General features: G+C 40.5%; 24 protein-coding genes. 11 read left to right on the top strand and 13 right to left on the bottom strand.

Annotation, left to right across the window (positions count from 1 at the left end; all coding sequences use genetic code 11):
• Window positions 1-84: 84 nt before the first annotated feature.
• From QSJ46_RS13350 to sppA, 8 genes are all read right to left on the bottom strand, one after another.
• Entirely contained in the window at window positions 85-600 is a 516-nt protein-coding gene (locus QSJ46_RS13350; RefSeq protein WP_041086605.1) for a MogA/MoaB family molybdenum cofactor biosynthesis protein, read from the bottom strand.
• A 105-nt stretch (window positions 601-705) separates the two neighbouring features.
• The gene (locus QSJ46_RS13345; RefSeq protein ID WP_039180594.1) at window positions 706-1890 is read right to left on the bottom strand and encodes an acetate kinase; all 1185 of its coding nucleotides are present in this window, start codon (window positions 1888-1890) and stop codon (window positions 706-708) included.
• Window positions 1891-2119: 229 nt separating this feature from the next.
• Window positions 2120-3094, bottom strand: a complete 975-nt coding sequence (locus tag QSJ46_RS13340; protein ID WP_285604838.1) for a class I SAM-dependent methyltransferase — start codon at window positions 3092-3094, stop codon at window positions 2120-2122.
• An 88-nt stretch (window positions 3095-3182) separates the two neighbouring features.
• Window positions 3183-3683 (bottom strand): thiol peroxidase, encoded by a 501-nt coding sequence (tpx, locus tag QSJ46_RS13335; RefSeq protein ID WP_024424810.1) that lies wholly within the window; start codon window positions 3681-3683, stop codon window positions 3183-3185.
• A 112-nt stretch (window positions 3684-3795) separates the two neighbouring features.
• Window positions 3796-4248 (bottom strand): GerW family sporulation protein, encoded by a 453-nt coding sequence (gene ytfJ, locus QSJ46_RS13330; RefSeq protein ID WP_024424811.1) that lies wholly within the window; start codon window positions 4246-4248, stop codon window positions 3796-3798.
• 14 nt (window positions 4249-4262) lie between these two features.
• Window positions 4263-4970 carry a DUF2953 domain-containing protein gene (locus QSJ46_RS13325; protein WP_047203772.1) on the bottom strand — a complete coding sequence of 236 codons (708 nt, stop codon included), beginning with the start codon at window positions 4968-4970 and terminating at the stop codon, window positions 4263-4265.
• 99 nt (window positions 4971-5069) lie between these two features.
• A complete protein-coding gene (locus tag QSJ46_RS13320) occupies window positions 5070-5594 on the bottom strand; it encodes an RDD family protein (RefSeq protein ID WP_285604837.1) in 525 nt (174 codons plus the stop codon).
• Window positions 5595-5608: 14 nt separating this feature from the next.
• The gene (gene sppA / locus QSJ46_RS13315; RefSeq protein WP_047203771.1) at window positions 5609-6610 is read right to left on the bottom strand and encodes a signal peptide peptidase SppA; all 1002 of its coding nucleotides are present in this window, start codon (window positions 6608-6610) and stop codon (window positions 5609-5611) included.
• Window positions 6611-7055: 445 nt separating this feature from the next.
• Between sppA and QSJ46_RS13310 the strand changes: the two genes are divergently transcribed.
• From QSJ46_RS13310 to QSJ46_RS13265, 10 genes are all read left to right on the top strand, one after another.
• Window positions 7056-7859, top strand: a complete 804-nt coding sequence (locus QSJ46_RS13310) for an NAD kinase (protein ID WP_024424814.1) — start codon at window positions 7056-7058, stop codon at window positions 7857-7859.
• Window positions 7860-7976: 117 nt separating this feature from the next.
• Window positions 7977-9419 carry a DEAD/DEAH box helicase gene (locus tag QSJ46_RS13305; protein ID WP_285604836.1) on the top strand — a complete coding sequence of 481 codons (1443 nt, stop codon included), beginning with the start codon at window positions 7977-7979 and terminating at the stop codon, window positions 9417-9419.
• 189 nt (window positions 9420-9608) lie between these two features.
• Window positions 9609-10664: a Delta(5) desaturase DesA gene (gene desA, locus QSJ46_RS13300; protein WP_285604835.1), complete on the top strand. Its 1056-nt coding sequence runs from the start codon at window positions 9609-9611 to the stop codon at window positions 10662-10664.
• A gap of 117 nt (window positions 10665-10781) precedes the next feature.
• On the top strand, window positions 10782-11918 hold the full coding sequence (locus QSJ46_RS13295) for a sensor histidine kinase (protein WP_285604834.1): 1137 nt from the start codon (window positions 10782-10784) through the stop codon (window positions 11916-11918).
• On the top strand, window positions 11915-12514 hold the full coding sequence (locus QSJ46_RS13290) for a response regulator transcription factor (RefSeq protein WP_041086618.1): 600 nt from the start codon (window positions 11915-11917) through the stop codon (window positions 12512-12514). The genes QSJ46_RS13295 and QSJ46_RS13290 overlap by 4 nt, the downstream gene beginning before the upstream one ends.
• Before the next feature lie 199 nt (window positions 12515-12713).
• Window positions 12714-13634: an iron-hydroxamate ABC transporter substrate-binding protein gene (locus QSJ46_RS13285; protein ID WP_039180614.1), complete on the top strand. Its 921-nt coding sequence runs from the start codon at window positions 12714-12716 to the stop codon at window positions 13632-13634.
• Between the two features lie 109 nt (window positions 13635-13743).
• Entirely contained in the window at window positions 13744-14433 is a 690-nt protein-coding gene (locus QSJ46_RS13280; RefSeq protein ID WP_047203767.1) for a response regulator transcription factor, read from the top strand.
• Window positions 14433-15437, top strand: coding sequence for a sensor histidine kinase (locus QSJ46_RS13275; protein ID WP_059374786.1), 1005 nt, complete (start codon window positions 14433-14435; stop codon window positions 15435-15437). Before QSJ46_RS13280 ends, QSJ46_RS13275 begins: the two co-directional genes overlap by 1 nt.
• Window positions 15438-15542: 105 nt before the next feature.
• On the top strand, window positions 15543-16304 hold the full coding sequence (locus QSJ46_RS13270) for an ABC transporter ATP-binding protein (RefSeq protein ID WP_024426158.1): 762 nt from the start codon (window positions 15543-15545) through the stop codon (window positions 16302-16304).
• Entirely contained in the window at window positions 16294-18231 is a 1938-nt protein-coding gene (locus QSJ46_RS13265; protein WP_285604833.1) for an ABC transporter permease, read from the top strand. The genes QSJ46_RS13270 and QSJ46_RS13265 overlap by 11 nt, the downstream gene beginning before the upstream one ends.
• 38 nt (window positions 18232-18269) lie before the next feature.
• Here QSJ46_RS13265 and QSJ46_RS13260 read toward each other — a convergent pair whose 3' ends face one another.
• Complete coding sequence (locus QSJ46_RS13260) at window positions 18270-19622, bottom strand: amidohydrolase family protein (protein WP_285604832.1); 1353 nt, start codon at window positions 19620-19622, stop codon at window positions 18270-18272.
• A gap of 103 nt (window positions 19623-19725) precedes the next feature.
• Window positions 19726-20313, bottom strand: coding sequence for an NAD(P)H-dependent oxidoreductase (locus QSJ46_RS13255; RefSeq protein WP_212043812.1), 588 nt, complete (start codon window positions 20311-20313; stop codon window positions 19726-19728).
• 116 nt (window positions 20314-20429) lie between these two features.
• On the opposite strand from QSJ46_RS13255, the gene QSJ46_RS13250 reads away from it, so the two are divergent.
• The gene (locus QSJ46_RS13250) at window positions 20430-20861 is read left to right on the top strand and encodes a MarR family winged helix-turn-helix transcriptional regulator (RefSeq protein WP_212040113.1); all 432 of its coding nucleotides are present in this window, start codon (window positions 20430-20432) and stop codon (window positions 20859-20861) included.
• A gap of 52 nt (window positions 20862-20913) precedes the next feature.
• On the opposite strand, the gene QSJ46_RS13245 is transcribed toward QSJ46_RS13250, so the two are convergent.
• The 3 genes from QSJ46_RS13245 to QSJ46_RS13235 form a co-directional block, all read right to left on the bottom strand.
• The gene (locus tag QSJ46_RS13245; protein ID WP_180272423.1) at window positions 20914-21090 is read right to left on the bottom strand and encodes a hypothetical protein; all 177 of its coding nucleotides are present in this window, start codon (window positions 21088-21090) and stop codon (window positions 20914-20916) included.
• A gap of 17 nt (window positions 21091-21107) precedes the next feature.
• Complete coding sequence (locus QSJ46_RS13240) at window positions 21108-21860, bottom strand: hypothetical protein (RefSeq protein WP_047203759.1); 753 nt, start codon at window positions 21858-21860, stop codon at window positions 21108-21110.
• A 254-nt stretch (window positions 21861-22114) separates the two neighbouring features.
• Complete coding sequence (locus QSJ46_RS13235) at window positions 22115-22729, bottom strand: LysE/ArgO family amino acid transporter (RefSeq protein ID WP_047203758.1); 615 nt, start codon at window positions 22727-22729, stop codon at window positions 22115-22117.
• Window positions 22730-22833 lie beyond the last annotated feature (104 nt).

The following is a 22833-nucleotide window of genomic DNA, read 5'->3' as shown; positions in this document are numbered from 1 at the left end:
ATACACTGTAACAAGGAAAAATTGTTTTTTCAACCCCTTTATGAAAAAAACTCTGCCAAATTTTCTTGGCAGAGTCATTTTGGGCTATTTTTGATCCTTTTCAAGCTCTCGTAAGACGTGAGGAAGCTCTGGTATCACGAGTTTTGTCATGGCTAAACGAACGGCTCCGGTAGATCCCGGCGTGGCAAAGACAGCCTTTTGATTGACGACCCCTGCCGTTGCCCGGGACAAGATAGCAGCTGAACCTATGTCTTCTGTATAGCTGAGCATGCGGAAGATTTCACCAAAGCCAGGCAGCTCCTTGGAAAAAAGAGGGGTAATCGCTTCAATGGTCACATCCCTTGCAGCAATTCCTGTTCCGCCATTTAACAAGACGGCGTCTATTTTCGGTTCGCTTGTTCCTTCCAGCACAGCGTCTTGAATCGATCCAATATCATCTTTTACAATATCGTATGCAAGAACAAGATGTCCCTGTTCTTTGAGCAAATCAATCATCAGGCGCCCGCTTTTATCTGTTTCCTTCGTTCTTGTATCACTGACTGTTATGACTTTTACATAAAGCCTCTCTTTCGCCTCACGTTTATGTTCTGTCACGCTCATCTTTTGCACCGCTCCCTTTTGCTTCGTATTGGACAACATTATAGCATGCTGCTTTTAACAGAAAAAAGCTCTTTTCCTTATTGGAAAAGAGCTTTTCAAACTTGATTACGCTAAACGCATAACGTCTCTTGCAATCATTACTTCTTCGTTTGTTGGGATGACGATTACTTTTACAGGAGAGTGCGGGTAGCTGATGAATGCTTCTTCGCCTCTCATGTTGTTAAGGGAAGGATCCCAGTAAACGCCCATGAATTCTAGTCCACGAAGTACACGCGCTCTTACTTCTGAACTGTTTTCACCGATTCCAGCTGTGAAGATGATCGCATCTACGCCATTCATTCTTGCTGCATAAGAACCGATGTATTTATGAATACGGCTCGCAAAAATATCAAGAGCGACTTCTGCACGGTCGTTTCCTTCTTCTGTTGCTTCTTCGATATCACGAAGGTCACTTGACAGACCAGACACACCTAAAAGACCACTCTTCTTATTCAAAGTAGAAAGTACTTCTTCAGCAGTATGTCCTGTTTTTTCCATAATGAATGGAATAAGAGCAGGGTCAATGTTACCTGAACGTGTCCCCATTGCAACACCAGCAAGTGGTGTAAAGCCCATAGATGTATCGATTGATTTTCCGCCTTCAACTGCTGCGATACTCGCACCATTTCCAAGGTGGCAAGAAATCAAACGAAGCTCTTCTAGTGGACGGCCTAATAGCTCTGCTGCACGCTCTGTAACGAACTTGTGGCTTGTCCCGTGGAATCCGTATTTACGAATACCAAAGTTTTTGTAGTAGTCGTACGGAAGGCTGTATAGGTAAGACTGCTCTGGCATAGTTTGGTGGAACGCTGTATCGAACACAGCAATCGCTGGTACGTCAGGCAGAATTTGTTTGAATGCTTTGATTCCTACAACGTTTGCAGGGTTGTGAAGTGGTGCAAGCTCTGAAAGCTGATCAATGTCGTTAATCACTTCATCAGTTAAAAGTACAGAATCGCTGAATTTCTCTCCGCCGTGAACAACACGGTGTCCTACACCATCAATTTCATTAAAGTCTTTGATGATGTGAAATTCAGTTAGTTTTTCAAGCAGCATTTTGACCGCTACTGCGTGATCTGGAATATCTGTCACTTCTGTTTTCTTTTCTCCATCTACAGAAATCGTGAAGATACTGTTGTCCATTCCGATTCTTTCAACAAGCCCTTTTGTTAAAACGGTTTCTTCTGGCATGTCGAACAATTGGAATTTAAGAGATGAGCTTCCTGCGTTGATTGCAATAATTTTGGACATTACTGTCGCTCCTTTTACTCAGTTGTTATATAAGGTTTCACGTTTTTTCCGGTGCTATATTCAACCTGTTTGACGGGTCTTTTATAGTTTAACGATAAGTCCGAAAAATATCTGACTTTTTCATTTAAACATTGAAAACTTTGCATTTCAAGTGCACCTTCAAACTGTTATCGCTTACATCAATAAGTCATTATTTTCTGAATAGTAAAATAGCCAGAAATAACTCTGGCTATTCTTTCGTTTCTTTTTCTTCTATAAACCACTGGTCTAGTTTTCGCATCACACCGACCATTGCTTCCTTTTGTGAGAAAGATGGAAGATTGGCAAACAGCATTCGTTTTGGTGCTTCCAGCCCTTCTTTTTTCTTTTGCATCACAAATAAGCTTTTGGCGTGTTTTTTATCCTTAAACATGGACACTGGCAGCTGAATTAACGCATTCATATACGCATGGTCTTTAATGAAATCCTTTAATTGTACGCTCTCTTTTCCTTCAAACAAGTCGTTTGGAATGATGAAGAATAAGAAGCCGCCTTCTTTTGTATAGCGGAGGCTTTGTTCAATGAATAGATAATGGGCAAAGGCATGTCCTTCTTTTGCCTTTAATGTAAAGTCTGCTGCACGCTCATCATTTGGATAATAGCCGACTGGCAGGCTGCATACAGTGACATCTGCCGGTGAGATCAGAAGCGGTTCAAGACTATCCTGGTGGAAAAGCTCGACTTCTTTCTCCTCTAAATTCGCCTGGGCCCAAGCAATTTTAATGAGCACATCATCAATTTCAGACGCAAAGCCGCGCTTAGTTTCTGCCGTAAGATTGTTTAAGACCGCAAGCAGTAAGTTTCCTGTTCCCGCTGCTGGATCAAAGACAACAAGCTCTTTTTGACCTTCTAAAAATTTATTCACCAAATAGCTGACAAACAGTCCAATCGTATCTGGCGTCATCTGGCGATTTGGATGAGAAATATCCTTTTGACCTTTCAATACGGCGAGCTGAAACGCTTTACGAATCTGCTCATGATCATAAGAAGCAAAATCTGCTTTCTCTATTAAATCCTTTAATAAACCGTTTCGATCATTTGCTTGGAAAAAGGCTTCTCCTGCTTCTGCCAATGCCTCAATATAGGAAATGCTCTGTGCCTTTTTCAATCGAATAGAAGCTGTATCGAGCAGTTCAAAAATAGTACTTACTTGATCTTTCTGCAATGCTTTTCTCTCCTCGCTTTGTTAAAAGCTATATGTTCTCATTGAAAAGAGCCCCAGGTTGAAGCCGGAGCTCTTGTCGATGCTGCTTTTATAACAGTGATTTTGCAGCTTCAATGGCTTTTTCATAATTTGGGTGATTCGTTGCTTCACTTACGTATTCAGTGTAAACCACTTTTCCGTTAGGGTCTAATACGAAGACTGCGCGCGCCAATAAACGCAATTCTTTCATATACACTCCGAATGCTTCACCAAATGACATATCTCTGTGATCAGATAATGTTTCGACATTTTCAATTCCGTTTGCTCCGCACCAGCGTGCTTGTGCAAATGGAAGGTCTGCACTAATCGTATAAATATTGACCGGACCTAAACCCGCTGCCTCTTCATTGAAACGTCTTGTTTGTGCGTCACACACACCTGTATCAATAGAAGGAATCACTGAGATGATCGTCACTTTTCCTGCTAAATCAGAAAGTGAAACTTCTCCAAGTGAGTTCGTTAAAACCGTAAAATCAGGAGCCTGCTCGCCTACTTTTACTTCATTTCCTACAAGCGTGACAGGACTTCCTTTAAATGTGATCGATGCCAAAACAATTCCTCCCTTTTCAAATGTATGGTTCTATCATAGTAGAGAAAGCAAAAAACTGCAAAGCCTAATCGTCCATTTTGAAAAAAAAGTTAACTGCAGCGCAGCTAACTTTTTAAAGGTCTATGTCATCTAGTTTTCGTTCTTTATGACGGTGCTCCCGCTCATCCTTCTTAAACATGTGCTGAAGACGTTCAATTGCTTGAGGAGCAGAATCCAATATTTTATCGAGCAGATGTGTGTGTTCATCCAAATGAAGCATTCGAACTCCGTTTGTTCCTACAATTAAGAAGGCAATTGGTGTAATCGACACCCCGCCGCCGCTTCCGCCGCCAAATGGGAGTCTCGGTTCTTTTCGTTCTTGATCATCAGAACGCTTTTCCTTCTTTTGGTTCCCGTTAAATTCACTGCCGCCGGCTGCAAATCCAAAACCAACTTTTGACACAGTGAGAATGACACTGCCGTCAGGGGTTTCGACTGGATCGCCGATGATTGTATTCACATCTATCATTTCTTTTAAGTTTTCCATCGCTGTCTTCATGAGACCTTGGATTGGATGATCTGCCATTTTCGGGTTCCTCCTTAAACAGATGATTCATTCTTCGTTGCTTGAAGAGAGGCACTTTTTCTCGCCTTTCTCCCTTTTAACCAATGGACAAGTAAACGAATGGCTGCAAGCATAGCATGTCCAATACGAAAATAAGCTATACATGTAAACTGAGTCTGTGATACGTTGTGCTGAAAGGCCGGAATGACTTCATATACTGGTTTATGCTTAAAGGTGAGATGCTCCTGCATAAAGGCAAGCAGCGCTCCTTTAACTGACCACACACCGCCGGCTGCTACACCTGTTAAAGCGGCGTCATGAAAGCCGATCCATGTCGACCAGTGAAATGAGACAACCCTTATGTGAATGAAGAACTTGCGCATGATCCGGTTTAAATCGACAATCTCTTTTGTGATGCGTTCCATTTGATGAAGGATTTGCTTCATATCACGTTTTCCTACTTTTTTATGCATCGATTCTTTTTCGTGATCAGGGGTTTTGGCGCTCTCCATTTTCTTTTCACGAATATCAATCGTTTGGTCTTCTGGATTGACTCTCACCATCGGAATCTCTTTTTTGAGTCTGACCAATCCATATAAGGTGATGACCTTCAGTGCAATATGGTCATTGTCGTTTGTATGCGAATAGTCCAGCGAAATGGTTACTTTCATGAAAATCAATAAGATCACAAGAAACAACAACGCGGCGATCCAAACATAAAGCACTGTGCTCACTTCCTCCATAACAAATGATGCTTCCCCTACGATTATGGCTCTCATTCTGGATTTTATACCCAATCAACAAAAAAAGAGTTTGACCGGTACGCGGCCAAACTCCTCTGATTATACGTTTGATTCTGTTTTTTCATATAAATGTTCATGGACAACCACCGTATCAGCAAAGTAATCATGAACCCCTTGCTTTTTCGGCGAGAACCCAACGATAGCATAGAGAACAAAGATCGTATTAATGTAACGTCCCACAATCTCTCTAAAGAAAATAACATCCCATGCCAGCTTCTTCTCAGGCTGAAGTGAGACCACTTTAATTCCAAACACCATCTTGCCGAGTGTTTGCTGAAAGATTTTCGTCATGATGGCGAAATAAAGGAGGAATACAATCGTCGTTGTGACGGAAAATGGAGAAAACCATCCCCCTCCTTTGGACCAGCCAAACAGACTAAAGATTGGAGAAACCGTCAAATGGTTGACACCCCAGACGACGAGCCAATCAAGAATAAACGCCCAAAATCTAATCCAAAAACCTGCAAACGCCTGTGCTTCAATTGAAGCGCGCTTCACAAAGGCCGGCTTCGATTCTTTCTCTTGGCTGCGGCTTTCGCTTACTTCATCGAATGTAGAATCCATCTATGATCCCTCCTTTATTTTGAATAGAGATACATCGGTTTAGACCCATTTGAGCCAGCCAGTGTTTCTTTTAAATTCAGAAAATCGATTTCGCTTTTAAAGAGCTTGCTTGCACTCATGTTGAAGAGTGAGTTCCAGCCAAAGCTTTGAGAATAGCTGACCACTGTTGCTCCTTTTAAGCCTTTTTCATTTTTCTTCATCGCTTTTAATGCATCTTCATAATACCCAAGCTCATCGACTAATCCGTTCGATTTTGCCTGTGTCCCGTCATATACTCGGCCGTCAGCAATTTTCTTGACTTCCTGTTTTGACATGCCCCGTCCTTCAGAGATCACTTTGACAAATCCTTCGTAAGAGTTATCGACCATGCTTTGCATGATATTACGCTCATCTTTTGTCATATCACGGTTAGGAGACATGATGTCTTTGAACTTCCCGCTCTTAATTGTTTCATATTTAATCCCCAAATTATCTGCCAGCTTTGAATAATTCAAGCTTTGCATAATGACACCTAGCGATCCTGTTAATGTTTCAGGTGAAGCAAAGATTTTCTTCGCTGGAGTTGACACGTAGTAGCCGCCAGAAGCTGCCATTGAGCCCATAGATACGTAAATCGGCTTCTTCGCTTTTTTCACTTCTTCTAATTTTTTATGTATTTCAGCACTTTCATAGACACCGCCGCCAGGAGAGTTAACGCGCAGCAGTACGCCTTTTACCGAAGCATCCTCTTTCGCTTTATCTAGTTCCTTGAGGAATGCACGATGATCATACCCTTCTCCGCCTAATAGGCTAGAGGCACCGCCATTATCTTGAATGGTTCCATTAATCTCAAGAACAGCAATCTTGCCTGCACCGCTGCCATTCTCTAGTACATTCTCTTCTATTTCATCCCCGAATTGATAGCTCATTTTATTGTCATTGAAGCTATCGAACAAGGCCATCGTAACACTAATCACAATTGAAAATCCGAAAACACCAAGTGCAATAATTAGTGCTACCCATCTTTTCGCATTCATCTTTTTCTCCTCCTTTTGATCTTACTTCATTCATACGAATGCCCACATGAAATGTTTCACAGGAATTGTGGTTTTTTTACATTTCATGTAGGCATATGATAGCACCTCTCTTAAATAACGATCAACTTTACATCGTCTACGTATACAAACGCATGACGAAAAATTGGTTTTTTTATCCTCTCCCTGCACCTAATAGGCTAGATCTTCACCGCAACGAAACACCTAAACAATTCTTTCATGAGAAAACGGCTATTCAATTATGCTCAGGATTCAGCCATTTCGAATCACTCACATCGACTCATTTCTCATCATGCAAATCTGATCATTAGATGTTCTCTCTAATGTTTTTACTTTCATATGAAAAAAGTGTAAAATGTGAGCAAGGGTTTTCATGTAAGCCCTTTATTATTGGAAATTATTTTTGACAGCAAAGGGGAGAACGTCAATGACAGACAATCGACGCAATGTATTTTTCTTTTACAAAAAAGATCATGAATTGGATGGACACATTTCTTCTCTCGAGAAGCTCGCTACTGATCAAGGCTTTCACGTCGTCAAGCGTGCAGAGGATGCCCATATTATTGCTTCAATTGGCGGGGATGGCACATTTCTTCAAGCAGTCCGCAAAACGAACTTCCGGGATGACTGCTTGTATGTAGGGGTATCAAAATCAGAGAATACGCACCTATACTGCGATTTCTCGTTAGAGCATTTTGATAAAATGATTGATGCCATGAACACTGAACAGCTTGAAGTGAGAAAATATCCGATCATCGATGTAAGCGTTGACAGTACAAATCAGTTCCATTGCTTAAATGAACTGTCGATCCGCTCCAGCATTATTAAAACATTTGTGATCGATGTGTATATAGATGATTTCCACTTTGAAACTTTTAGAGGCGACGGCATGATTATTTCCACTCCGACTGGTTCAACGGCTTACAATAAATCCGTGAGTGGCGCAGTGGTTGATCCGATGCTTCCTTGTATGCAGGTCACAGAGCTTGCATCGCTGAATAACAACTCGTACCGTACATTAGGCGCTCCTTTCATCTTAAGCAGTGACCGCAAGCTGACGCTGAAGGTAGTGCAGGATGGAAACGATCATCCAATTATCGGGCTTGATAACGAAGCACTCGGTACAAAACACGTCAAACAAATTGACATTGGCCTTTCAGGAAAAGTGATTAAAACGGTGAAATTAAAAGACAACTCTTACTGGGAAAAAGTAAAACGCAGATTCCTTTAATCTTTCAGATTATTGAGGATTTAAAGCTCCTTTATGGGGCTTTTTTTATGTCTTTTCATTCACGGTCATGGTTATGGTATGATGTCACAAGTATGAATGTACGAAAAGGAGAACACGATGACATTACAACATTTTGATCAATATCCATTAAGTGATGAATTGAAACAAGCGTTAGAAGCGCTTCACTTCCATACACCTACACCCGTTCAGCACGAGACATTATCCGTTGCTTTTTCAAAGCAGGATTTAATCGTCAAATCTCAGACTGGGAGCGGCAAGACTGCAGCCTATGGTCTGCCGATTTGTGAAATGGTTGATTGGGCTGAAAATAAACCTCAAGCCCTTATCCTCGTTCCAACACGAGAGCTCGCCATGCAGGTCAAACAAGACCTCACAAGCCTCGGGCGATTCAAACGAATCAAAGTCGCAGCCATTTTTGGAAAAGCCTCTTTTCAAGCGCAGAAAGTAGAGCTTTCACAGAAAAATCATATTGTGTGCGGGACACCAGGCCGCATTTTGGATCACCTTGAGAAAGGCACCCTTTCTTTAGAAAATCTCAAATTTTTCGTGTTAGATGAAGCGGATGAAATGCTGAACATGGGATTTATCGATCAGGTTTCTTCTATTATTCAGTATCTGCCGCCAAAGCGCATGTCGATGCTATTTTCAGCGACAATGTCTGAAGATATGAAGAAATTGAGCGAACAATTTTTACAATCACCGAAAATCATTGAGATCGCACGTGAAGAAACGTCTGTACCGCAAATCACCCACACCGTAATTGAAACAGAAGAGGAATCGAAATTCTCCCTTCTTCAGCGGACGATCGTCATTGAAAATCCAGATAGCTGCATTATTTTCTGTAATACACAGGAACGGGTGAATGAACTCACGATGAAGCTGGATGAATGGGATGTGCCCTGTGACAAAATTCACGGCGGCATGAGACAGGAAGACCGCTTTGATGTGATGGATGAATTTAAAAAAGGTGAATTCCGTTATCTGATCGCAACAGATATAGCAGCCCGGGGAATTGATGTCAGTGATATGACACATGTCATTCATTATGATCTTCCTTATGAAAAAGAGCGCTATATTCACCGAACTGGTAGAACAGGCAGAGCGGGAAAAAGCGGAAAAACGATTGCGTTTATGACAAAGAATGCTAAGCCGCTTATTGATGAATTAAAGCAGGATGCCGGCATAGTTTTTCAAACTCAGCCTTATCCAACGAAGGAAGAAGCAGAAAAGCATGTAGAAAGCTTTGAAGAAAAGATTGAAACGCCTATTCAAAAGGAAAATAAACAGGCAGGCGTTGAGAAGGATATTATGAAGCTTTATTTTAACGGCGGAAAGAAAAAGAAGCTGCGAGCTGTTGATTTCGTTGGGACCATTGCCAAAATAGATGGTGTTGCATTCGATGACATTGGGATTATTACAATTCAAGACACGAAAACATATGTAGATATTTTAAACGGCAAAGGCCCTCTTGTGCTGAATGCCATGCGTCACACAACCATTAAAGGCAAGCAGTTAAAAGTACATGAAGCACGTTCATAAAAAGTAAAGGCCCAGCGCCTTTACTTTTTTATTGATGATGTAATAAGCGCACAAACGTTGATCCCATCAGCCTTTTTGATGACAAACATGACAAATGTCATATTGAATACATGATGGGTGCTACTATGAGCATGACACCTTTCCTTCTATACTTTGAAGTAGAAAGAAACGGAAAGGACTTGAACGTTCATGACGACTTCAACAAACACACAGCAGCAAGCTACTTTAAGAAAACAAGTGGGTCAATTCTCTGGTGCTGATTCGAAAAAAAGTATCATTCAACTCTTTAATACATTCATTCCATTTTTAGGGCTTTGGTTTCTTGCCTATTATAGCCTGAATATCTCCTACCTTTTAACCCTCTTCTTTGCGGTTATTGCAGCTGGTTTTTTAGTACGTGTCTTTATTATTTTTCACGACTGCTGCCATCAATCCTTCTTTAAACAGAAGCCGCTAAATCACCTGTTCGGTTTTTTAACGGGCGTACTCACCCTTTTCCCTTATCTTCAATGGCAACGAGATCATTCAATTCACCATGCCACAAGCAGTAATTTAGACAAACGAGGTACTGGTGACATTTGGCTCCTAACAGTCAAAGAATATCAAGAAGCATCAGCATGGACGAAATTTCGCTACAGATTTTATCGTAATCCTTTTGTGATGTTTATATTAGGGCCGATCTTTGTTTTCCTGTTTAAAAATCGTTTCAACGTCAAAAATGCTCGTAAAAAAGAGCGCTGGAACACGTATTTCACAAACATATCAATTGTTTTATTGGCAGGAGCGACCTATCTCCTGTTTGGCTGGCAAGGTTTGTTACTTGTCCAAGGTCCAATCTTCCTGATCTCAGGATCAATCGGTGTATGGCTATTTTATGTACAGCATACATTTGAGGATTCTTACTTTGAAGCAGATGAACATTGGAACTACGTGCAGGCAGCTGTAGAAGGCAGTTCATTTTACAAATTGCCAAAGCTTCTTCAATGGTTAACAGGCAATATCGGTTATCATCATGTCCATCATTTAAGCCCAAGAGTACCGAATTATCACTTGGAGCATGCACATGAGCATAGTGAGCCGCTTCAAAATGTTCCAACCATCACTTTAAAAACAAGTATCGAATCAATGAAATTTAGACTTTGGGATGAAGAAACGAAAGCATTCGTTACCTTCAAAGAAGCAAGACAATCTAAAAAGGTGAACATCCCCGTCATCAAAGGAGACATATTGAAGAAAAATGCATAATTGGTGCAAGCTCTTTCTTACACTAGAAGGAGCTTGTTATCATTTACGGGATGCAGCCGCATGTTGAATTTGATAAAGTAAGGAAAAAGAATGAAAAACAAAAAAGGTGGCACACGGATGAAAAAACAGTTTAAAATTCAAAAATTGCATGGGATTTTCCCCTATATATGGGCCATTTTTTTCATCCTGCCCTTCTATTTTATCTTTAAGACCCCATCGACTTTAGGCATTGTTATCGGCATTATTTTGAACGTCGTCTTTTTCGCTGTGTATCGTTTTGCCTTTGTGGCAAAAGGCTGGTTATTATATGTCTTCGGCCTTTTATTGATCGGCATTTCAACTGGTTATGTGATGCTCTACAGCTATATTTATTTCGCTTTTTGCATCGCCTATTTCAATGGGCATATTAAAAGAAAAGTACCTTTTTATATCTTATACTATATTCATCTAGGGAGCGCTGCTATAGCGGTGAACTTTAGTTTGATCTTAAAAAAGGGCTGGTTTCTCACACAAATTCCTTTTGTCGTCATTACCCTGATTAGTGCCATTCTTCTTCCACTCAGCATTCGAAGCAGGAAGGAACGTGAACGGCTTGAAGAGAAATTAGAATATGCCAATGAACGGATCGCTGATCTTGTGAAGCTGGAAGAAAGGCAGCGAATTGCACGCGACCTGCATGACACCCTTGGACAAAAGCTTTCTTTGATCGGTTTAAAAAGTGATCTTGCCCGTAAACTCGTGTATAAAGACCCTGAACAGGCTCGTGCCGAACTCAAAAGCGTCCAGCAGACTGCCAGAACGTCTCTCAATGAGGTGCGAAAGATTGTTTCCTCTATGAAAGGCATCCGAATTAAAGATGAAATGTCGAACATCGAGCAAATTCTCGAAGCAGCTGGAATTGAATTGATCTATGATGAAAAGGAAGCACCGAAACACATCTCACTTCTGAACGAAAACATTGTGAGTATGTGCATCAAAGAGGCGGTGACGAATGTCGTCAAACATAGTAACGCGACGGTCTGTAAAATCACCATTCACCAAAAATCAAAGGAAGCCATCATCACCGTTGAGGATGATGGAACATTTAAAGGCGGCTATCCGCCCTCTCAAACGAAGGGTCACGGCCTTTTAGGAATAAGAGAAAGATTGGAATTTGCAAATGGCCGCCTGCGTATTGAGACAAAGGACGGGACAAAGCTCATTATGAGCATTCCAAATGATTCAGCAGCAAAAGAAAAGGAGGGGATGAAATGATCAACATCTTTATCGCAGAAGATCAGCAAATGCTGCTTGGTGCACTCGGTTCACTTCTCGATTTAGAAGACGATATGACGGTTGTTGGGAAAGGTACGAATGGCCAAGATGCCATCAATTTTGCCAAAACACACCCTGTTGATATTTGCTTAATGGATATTGAAATGCCGGGAAAATCCGGACTTGATGCAGCAGAAGAGCTTAAAGGGTCAGATGTGAAAATCATCATTTTAACGACCTTTGCCCGCTCCGGTTATTTCCAAAGGGCGCTAAAAGCTGGCGTCAGCGGCTACATGCTGAAAGACAGTCCAAGCGAGGAGCTGGCAAGTGCGATTCGCAGTGTGATGAAAGGGAAAAAGGTGTATGCCCCTGAATTGATGGAAGACTTATATAGTGATGAAAATCCTTTAACGGAGCGAGAGAAATCGGTCCTTGAACTCGTCGCAGACGGTAAAAACACAAAAGAAATTGCAAAAGAACTCAGCATTAAAAGTGGCACTGTCCGGAACTACATTTCCATTATTTTAGATAAGTTAGAAGTGAAGAACCGCATCGAGGCCATTACCCGCTCAAAAGAAAAAGGCTGGTTTAAATAAGAAAAAAGATCAGGACACACGCTGCCTTGATCTTTTTTTTGATAAAAAATCTCTTCTTTATTTTTTATCACCAGCTATCAAAATGTCATTGACAACAGCCCACAGTCCTATGATATGATATCCGAGTGATAATAATTATCATTATCACTAATTCAACCAAATATACGGCTATGTGCCGATTTCAAAGGAGTCTACATTCATGAAGAAAATATTGTTCCCTCTGATGCTCATCTTTGTACTTGCATTGAGCGCATGTGGCAATAGCAGCAGCTCTTCCTCAAATAAAGGAAATCAATCAACATCATCAGACAAAATTACATATCAATCTGAAAATGGCCCTGTGAAGCTGCCAGCGCATCCAAAACGTGTTGTTGTTCTAGGTTCTTACGCAGGTAGTGTCATGTCACTTGGTGTGAACATCGTTGGCGTTGACTCTTGGTCAAAAAAGAATCCGCGCTTCCAAAAAGAATTAAAAAATGTGGAAGAAGTATCGGATGCTAATGTAGAGAAAATTATGAAGCTAAAGCCTGATGTCATCATTGGCTTAAGCAATACTAAAAATGTAGAAAAACTCAAAAAAATCGCACCAACCGTTTTGTTTACGTATAACAAAGTCGATTACCTTCAGCAGCACATTGAAATTGGAAAAGTATTAAACAAAGAAAAAGAAGCAAAAGCTTGGGTAAAAGATTTCAAAAAACGTGCAGATGAAGCTGGAAAAGAAATCAAAGCAAAAATCGGTAAAGATGCAACAGTTTCTGTCTTTGAAAGTGGCACAAAAGAGCTCTACGTCTTTGGAGATGCATGGGGCCGCGGAACAGAAATCCTCTACCAGGAAATGAAACTGAAAATGCCTGAGAAAGTGAAAGAAAAAGCATTAAAAGCCGGCTACTATGCAGTTTCACAGGAGGTCATTCCTGAATTTGCTGGAGATTATATGATCATTAGTAAAAACAGCGAAATGGACAATTCCTATCAAAACAGTAAAATTTACAAGTCCATCCCAGCTGTCAAAAAACATCGTGTGTATGAGGCCAATGCAGAAGAATTCTATTTTAATGACCCGATCACACTTGAATACCAACTCTCATTCTTTAAAAAGCACTTTTTAGGTAAATAAGCTGAAGCAAGGGATCTCTTCCCTTGCTTTTTTCTTGTCTACTTCTAGCGGCATGGTCCTTTTTCCGCTACAATGACAACAAGCGAATACAAAAAGTGTGGTGCTGATTTTGTTTAAGATTTTACTAATTGAAGATGATACAACCCTCTTCCAAGAAATCAAAGAACGTCTAGTCAACTGGTCCTATGATGTTTATGGGATTCAAGATTTTCATCAGGTGCTGCAGGAATTCACATCTGTCCAGCCTGATCTCGTCATTATTGATATACAGCTGCCAAAATACGATGGCTTTCACTGGTGCCGGATGATTCGGCATCATTCAAATGTTCCAATTATTTTCCTCTCCTCAAGAGACCACCCTGCTGATATGGTCATGTCGATGCAGCTCGGAGCCGATGATTTTGTGCAAAAGCCCTTCCACTTTGACGTGCTCATTGCCAAAATTAATGCTGTTCTTCGCCGCGTGCATGATTATAATGCAGAGCCAGCCAGCCTAAAGGTGTGGTGCGGCGCTGCCATTGACCTAGAAAAAAACACCGTAACAAATGATCACGGTGAGGTTGAATTAACAAAAAATGAGTTATTTATTCTCAAGGAATTGATTCAGCATAAAAATCATATCGTCAGCCGGGAATCACTCATTCAAGCATTGTGGGAGGATGAACGATTTGTCAGTGACAATACACTGACTGTAAACGTCAACCGGCTCAGAAAAAAACTAGACGAGATCTCCCTCGGCGCCTTCATTGAGACAAAAGTGGGTCAAGGCTATCTTGCAAAAGAAAAGGATGATCAATGATGCTGCAAGCATTTTTAAAAGAACGAAGAAGCTGGATTCTTTTCTTTCTTAGTTTGCAGCTCCTCATTCTATTTGTTGCTTATTTGGATACGACCATTCCCATCGCTTCTCTTTTCTATATTGTGCTATTATCTACGTTTCTCATGATTGTCTTTCTCTTTTTTCGATACCGAAAAGAAACGGCTTATTATGAGAGGTTGAAAGAATGGGATGATGACATTGAACATCAAATGCGGCTAACCCCCTCTTCCCCATTTGAGCAGCTCATACATGATGCGACGTCAGAGCAAATTGCACGCTACCGGCGGATGGCAGCAGAGCAGAAAATCGCTCTTGAAGAAGAAAAAGATGAATTGCTCTCCTGGATACATGAGGTCAAAACACCGCTTACAGCGATGCGCTTAATGATTGACCGCTTAACAGATCAGCAGCTGAAATCCAATATGACGTACGAGTGGCTCAGAATACATTTATTACTTGATGCCCAGCTGCACCAAAGCAGAGTACGTCATATCGAAAATGATTTATTCATTGAAAAGCTGGACCTGCAAAGCATCATCGCAAAGGAAATCAAAGCGCTCCAATCATGGTGCATGCAAAAAGGAATCGGCTTTGAGCTGGCGCTGGAGGAACGTACCGTATTAAGTGATATAAAATGGTTATCCTTTATGCTCAGACAGGTACTCACAAATGCAGTCAAATACAGCCATTCTTCCGATATTGTCATTGAAAGCAAGCAAATAAATGACCAAGTCATGCTGACAATCACAGATCAAGGCAGAGGAATTGATCCAAGAGACATCTCTCGTATTTTTGAAAAAGGCTTTACCTCGACAAGACATCACAATGACACCGCCTCAACAGGAATGGGGCTCTATTTAACGAAAAAAGGAGCTGACGCTCTTCATATCACGATCGAGGTCAACTCCACGATAGATCAAGGTACAACCTTCACCTTCACCTTTCCGAAAAAGAATGATTTTGTTCATATTGCGAGCATGTGACAACAATGTCACATGCTCGTCTGTTTTGTTCGCCAAATCGAAGGACGTCTGGCAGGCTTCTTTTTATACTAGAGTTATCAATTAAAAGAAAAAGGGGTTCAGCAAATGAACATTTTAGAAGCTCGCAAAATTTATAAAAGCTATGGAAATAAATTCAACAAACAAGAGGTGCTGAGTGGTATTGATTTAACCATTGAAGCCGGGGAATTTGTCAGTATCATGGGGCCATCAGGCTCGGGGAAAACAACCCTTCTGAACGTATTGTCGTCTATCGATCATGTGTCCAGCGGATCCATTCGTATTGCAGATGCTGAGATGACGCAAATGAAGGATCAGCAGCTTGCGGAATTTAGAAAAAAGCAGCTTGGCTTTGTTTTTCAAGATTATAATTTACTTGATACACTCACAGTCAAAGAAAACATCCTTTTGCCTTTATCCATCTCCAAAACGCCAAAAAAAGAAGCTTTTGAACGTTTTCAACAGCTTGCAGAAGACATGGGGATTTATGAACTAAGAGACAAATACCCGAACGAACTCTCTGGCGGACAAAAGCAGCGGACATCGGCGGTTCGTGCCTTCATTCATGAACCAAGTCTTATTTTCGCTGATGAACCTACAGGGGCACTTGATTCCAAATCGGCATCTGACCTGCTCAACAAACTGCAAGATTTCAATCGCAAACGAAAAGCGACCATTGTGATGGTGACACATGATCCTGTCGCAGCCAGCTATTCAAGCCGCGTCATTTTTATCAAGGATGGACAGATTTATACACAGTTGAATAAAGGCGCTTTAGAGAGAAAGATGTTTTTCGAGGATATTATGAAAACGCAAGGTGTCTTAGGCGGTGTGAAGCATGAACATTAATCAGCTCATCTTTCGTAACCTGAAGAAAAATTTGAAGAATTACTATTTATATGTGTTTGCTCTCGTGTTTAGTGTGGCGCTCTATTTTTCCTTTGTCACCTTGCAATACTCACCAGCACTTGATGATGTAAAAGGCTCCATTAAAGGCGGTGCTTCGATTAAAGCCGCTTCGGTTCTGCTCATTGCTATCGTCGGTATTTTCCTGCTATATGCGAATAGCATTTTTATTAAACGCAGAGGAAAAGAAATAGGGCTCTTACAGCTCATTGGTATGACGAAACAAAAAATTTCCAGACTGCTCAATGCAGAGAACTTTATTCTATACGTGACAGCCATGACTATCGGCATCATTGCCGGCTTTATCGGTTCAAAGCTGATGCTGATGGTGTTATTTAAAGTGACTGGTGTTAACGCCATCGCCAATCTGCATTTTTCAGGCATGGCCCTTTTGCAGACACTTATCGTCTTTTTCATCATCTACGGATTAATCATGTTAAGAAATAGATGGTTTATTAGTAGACAGACGATTTTATCTTTGTTTAGAACAACGTCTTCGACAGAACAGCGTGTGAAAAAGATCTCTATGTTTGAAATCATCATTGGAGTTTTCGGTATTGTCTTGATCAGCTCAGGCTATTATATTTCTTCTAAGCTTTTTACAGGCTCATATACGTCTATGTTTGAGTTACTTTTAGCCATGATTTATATTCTAGCCTCTGTCATCATCGGTACTTTTCTTTTTTACAAAGGCTCTGTTTCTTTCATTGCCAATATCGTACGTAAAAGAAAAAATGGCTATCTCGCCATTCATGAAGTGTTATCTTTGTCATCCATTATGTTCCGGCTAAAATCAAATGCACTGCTTTTAACGATTATTACAACCGTATCTGCACTTGCCATCGGTTTGCTGGCTCTTAGCTACATTTCCTATTACTCAGCAGAAAAAACCGCTGAACAGCAAATTCCAGCTCATTTCGTCATGGGCTCAGAAAAAGAAGCAGCAACCTTCACTCGTGCTCTTTCTGACAAACATATTGCTTATGATCAAAAGCAGTTCAAAGTGATTCAAGCGAAATTTGATGCGAAAAAAATAGTGGATTCAGAGGTGAAAAATATGAAGAATGATCCAGGCGTATTGACACTGCCTGTGATCAGTGAGAAAAATGCACCAAATTTTCATGTGGAGAACAACGAAGTTATTTTAAGCGGCTACAGTGATCTATTAAAGAAATTCATGCCGATTCAAAGCTCAGGCGATGTGAAGCTTCTCATTAAGAAACCGCTTGATTTGAAAGTCATAGATATGAAGAAAGATTATCTCATTTCTTACAACTTCACTTTTGGCGGTCTACCTGTTGCCGTCGTGAGTCAAGATGTTTTTGAGCAGCTCGACAAAAAGAAAGATCCTAAATTGCAGCTTGAGAATAGCCAATATATCGCAGTCAATATAAAAGATGATAAAAATCTTGAACAAGCAAATAGCGTGTTTACATCTTTAAAACTAGGTGACAACAGCATGTCTCAACTAGCTTCAGCTCAGCAGCAAAAACAAACAATAGGACTGATGATGTTTGTGGTCGGGTTTTTAGGTCTTAGCTTCCTTGTCACATCTGGCTGTATTTTATACTTTAAACAAATGAATGAAAGTGAAGAGGAACAAAGCTCCTATACGATCTTGCGTAAGCTTGGATTTACTGAGAAAGATCTATTAAAAGGCATCCGGCTTAAACAGCTGTTTAACTTCGGAATTCCGCTCATCGTCGGATTGCTACACAGCTACTTTGCTGTACAATCAGGCTGGTTTTTATTCGGCGGAGAATTGTGGACTCCAATGCTCATCGTTATGTCGATTTACACTGCCCTCTATTCTGTCTTCGGATTCCTATCTGTCCAATATTATAAAAAGGTCATTAAAGAATCCTTGTAATCAATTCCCCATAGGCATCGCCTATGGGGTTATTTTATTTACGAAGGTGTCGATTCAAACTTGTGTGATAAAATATGGTCTCTTGCCGCATAAGCTTTTCGTTTGACCTCTTCTAGGTTCACACCGACTAGCTTTCCGTTTTGTTTCACTGCTTTTCCAGCCACATAAACAGAATCAACATTTGAAGGATGTGCCGTTTGGACAACCGCTCCAGCCGGATCTGTCATCGGAAGAAGATTCATGCTTGTCCGATCGATCAAAATAAAATCCGCTTCTTTCCCAGGTGTAAGCGACCCAATTTTATGATCAAGCTGTAATGCACGAGCGCCATTGATCGTCGCAGCCTCAAGCATTTGATGAGCAGACAGCCCAAGGTCAGGCCCCGGCATGATCCCATCCATTAACAACGATTGATTTTGGATCGCGCGCTCTGCCTGAAGCCCGAATTTCATTTGAGCAAACAAATCTCCACCTGTCGCTGTCACTACGTCTACACCGAGCGTTGGAAGAACACCTTGTTCAATCGCAAGTCCTGTGACAGGATAACCGTGACCCATCATCATTTCAATTTCAGGGGTAATGGAGATGGAGCTTCCGCTGTCTGCCAGCATCTTCATTTGATCCGCATCGATTGCGTTAATATGCACCATATTCAAATCCGGTCCAAGCAGCCCTGCTTTGTGAAGCCGCTCAATCGATCGATCCTCCGCTCCCCAATTTCCAAAGCCGATGTGCATACTGCATAGAGCATCTAGAGACCGGGCTGTTTCAATTTCAAATACCGACGTCTCCCATGAAGAAAACTCTGGACCACGAATCGCAAGTCCCATTGTTAAAAGCTGATCTGATGATTGAAAATGCGCTTTTTTCACACGTGCTGCGTCCTCCATATTGGTGAGCGTACTCTCTCTATCCCAATATTCAGCATCTCCAGAGGAACCAAAAGCAAAAACAGCTCGTATACCCGCATCTTTTAATCCTCCAATGAGCTCTTCTGTATGATCCATTGAATTGATCATCGTCCAATCTAAAAACGTGGTCACACCTGCATCTAAAGCCTCTAATGCCCCTAAATAATTGGCGATTCGATCGTCGGATGGGCGTCTCATTGCTCCATAGTTGCCATAATAGATTTTGCTTAAATATGTCTGCAAAGACCAATCTGTCCCTATGCCTCGGATGACAGACTGCCACACATGCCGATGTGTATCTACAAGACCTGGCATGATGACCATATCAGATGCATCAACAATGTCTGCATCACTTACTTCAATTGAAGGTCCAACTTCTAAAATGTGTTTCCCTTCAATTAATAGATCTCCCTTTTCAAGAAAACCTAAAGATGGATCAAGTGTTAAGAGTGCTGCTTCTTTAAACAATGTTTTCTTCATCCATATCCCCCTTTTCAAATGACGAGGATAAGTGACCCCGCCTCAATGTCATTTTAAAACATAAAAGGATCAAATTAGAAGGAAAGTGACTTATCCCATTAAGTTATGAGCTGATGTTTCTGAAATAGTTGTATGTGCGTTTTAATTTGATATCATGCTTCCCTTTTGGACTTTCCATCATCCCAAACTCAAAGAACTTCACAGGTTTGATTCCGACATATTGCAAGAGAGCTCGTTTCATTAACATCTTGTGCGCATTTTGTAAAAAGAACAAAGGGTAGTTGGTTGGTCCTTGCATTGTCGATACACAAACGGCACTTTTCCCTTTTAATAATCCTTCTGGCAGCAGACCACCTGCTTGACGATAAGCGAAATTCGCAGCAAACATGCGGTCAATAAAGCCAAGCAGCATAGCTGGCGGTCGCCCCCACCAAATGGGATAAACGAACACGATTTTATCCGCCCACTTAATCTTATCCTGATACTGGCGAATGTCAGGATCTTTATGCATATCACGTCTCTTTTTCTCTTCATTAAAAACAAGTACAGGATCAAATTTTTCTTGATATAAATCGATGATTTTCACTTCTTGAACGATTGGATTTTCTTCGCTGCCTCTAACAATTTCTTTAAAAAAAGCACCATTTAAACTATTGTGATGAGGGTGAGTATAAATAATGAGTACATTCATATTTTTCTCCTTTGGTTATCATTTGATAACAAAATGATACACCTTACCCAATTTGTTGTCAAATGATAATTGTTTTTTGATAATAAATTTGATATGTTACGTAGGAGGTGATCATCATGCAACATCCACATTTCTTCAAGGAATTCGTCGCATTTGCTTCTACTTTTTCAGAGTTAAAACATAATATGATGAGCAAAGTCAAACCACCAGAATTAACACCCTTACAATATTTAATTTTAGAGCAGCTAGCGGTCAGCGAACCGCTTACCCCTAGTGACATCGCAGACTGCCAGCATATGTCTCTTCCAAATGTCAGCAGAGAACTGAAAAAGCTGCAAGAAAAACAATTCATTGCTAGAGAAGAAGACCGTAATGACAAACGAAAGCATGTCATTATACTTTCTGACAAAGGCCGGGCCTGTATGAACGAAGCCTTCCAGCATATCGAAAGGATGCTAATAGATAGCCTATCTCCCTCAGATATAGAACAAATGGATGATATCGTACAAGCTCTCCGTCTATTAAATCAAACGATTTTTAAAAAATGACCCAATGAAAAAAGCATGAGCGCTACGCTCATGCTAAGGATTTTTTATCCTATTAATGAAGGGATGCTAAAAGATACGTTATGAAACCAACAATCGGAATGATCGGGATCATTAATTTCAATGTTGTATTCGTATTCTTATATAAATTCCATAGCAACACTGGTATACCAAATGTTAACGTATCTAAAACAGCAAGAACTACTCCTTTACGCTGTTCTTTATGAGCCATTCTAAAAACCCCCCTATTCACCAAACTTTTTTCACACAATAACCGGCCAATCCTGCTGATATACCTCCATTAATCACCGCGCATGCAATACAGCTAGCAGGTCCCGTAAAACAAATATAATAACACGCTCCAAGAACCATTGAACGTAACGGAAGAGATTCATTCGGACCGCTTTGCTTTTTTAAGCAGTTCCAAAACTTGTTCCAATTAAAACTCGTTTGGATTTCCGAATCATCTATTTGGACAATTTTTTTATTTAATTCCATCATATCTTGCTTTGCACCATTTTCACCATAGGTAAAAGATCCTTTTAAAAACTCCCCTTTTTGGTTGATAAGGAACTTATTTTTCAATTTTCCATTTTGAAAGAAATATGAGTGCAAATTCCCTTTCTCATCGTATTCCGCAAGTTGAATATAGTGAGCTTTTATTTGACTCAGTGAAACTGAAATGAAGGAAACATTGTTAAGAGCCTGATTATCTGACTTCTGTTTTTTCAGATAAAAATAGACAACATCCGTTTTAGCAGCTTTCAAATGAACTGCTGCACTTTCTCCATTTAATAGATATCCTTTTTTTTGGGCTAATTCTTTTGCCTCTAAAAATTGAGAGCTTTTTTTTGCTTTTTTTATGAGTTTTTCTGCTGCTTTATCATTTTGTATCTTTTTAAAAGGCTCGTCCTCCTTTACGGTAACAGCGTTTCCCACAGGATATTGTCCAAATAAAAGTGATATGAACAATAACATACAAAACATTTTTCTTATCTTCATCATATAGCCTCCTTTAGTAAATTTAATAAAGATTATAACCCTTAAAGGAAAATAATGTAATAGACTTAATTACCAATAAAACCCACTAGTGATAATGTAGCATAAATCCTACTCTTTATCATTTCCTCTAGGCAATTGCATCTGATTTACCTCTTAAGATCATGCTGACACTGGCTGGAAAAGCTGTCCAATATACAAAAAAAGCGCTGGATCATTACGTCCAAACGCTTCTTTGTTTTATTCTCTATGTACCTTTACACAATCAATTGATACGCAATGTATAACGCAACCAGCCAGATCATGACCGCGGAAGCTTTATTGATACGGTTCATCCATATGCCGTTTGTATCTAACTTCCCTAACATCTTCCCTAAAAGGGCGAGACCAATAAACCATAACCAGGACACGATAATACAGGCAAGTGTGAATGCCAGCTTTTCTGCGCCGCTATATTGCAGCGAATTTGTCCCAATGACACCAATCGTATCGAGAATCGCGTGGGGATTTAAAAGAGAAACGGAACAAGCAAATACAATTTGTTTTCTTGCAGGCATTAATTTCTGCTTCTCTTGATCACCTGATGATGAGCTTGTGTTCCATACCGACCATCCCATATAAACTAAAAAACAAAAACCAATGATATAAAGACCAATTTGCAGTACTGGAATGGTAAACACCACAACAGAAACACCTATGACAGCTAAAGCAATTAAAAGTGTGTCACAAAGAGCAGCCGTGATGACGACAGGCATTGCTCGATATAATCGAGGCTGCAGCGCTCCTTGTTGAAATACAAATACATTTTGTGCGCCCAAAGGTAAAATGAGACCAAAGGCAAGTACAATTCCATGAATGATCGCAATGGACATCTACTAACATTCTCCTTTTTCAGAAATTCCTACATATTTTAACATAAAGCACCTTGCCTGCTTTCAACAAATTTAATTTTCCGTACAAAAAAAGCGCTGGATGC

This window comes from Bacillus sp. YKCMOAS1 (genome assembly GCF_030268125.1).
Taxonomy (GTDB): domain Bacteria; phylum Bacillota; class Bacilli; order Bacillales; family Bacillaceae; genus Bacillus; species Bacillus safensis.
The sequence above is the reverse complement of the archived record's forward strand: the minus strand, read 5'-3'. Positions and strand labels throughout refer to the sequence as shown.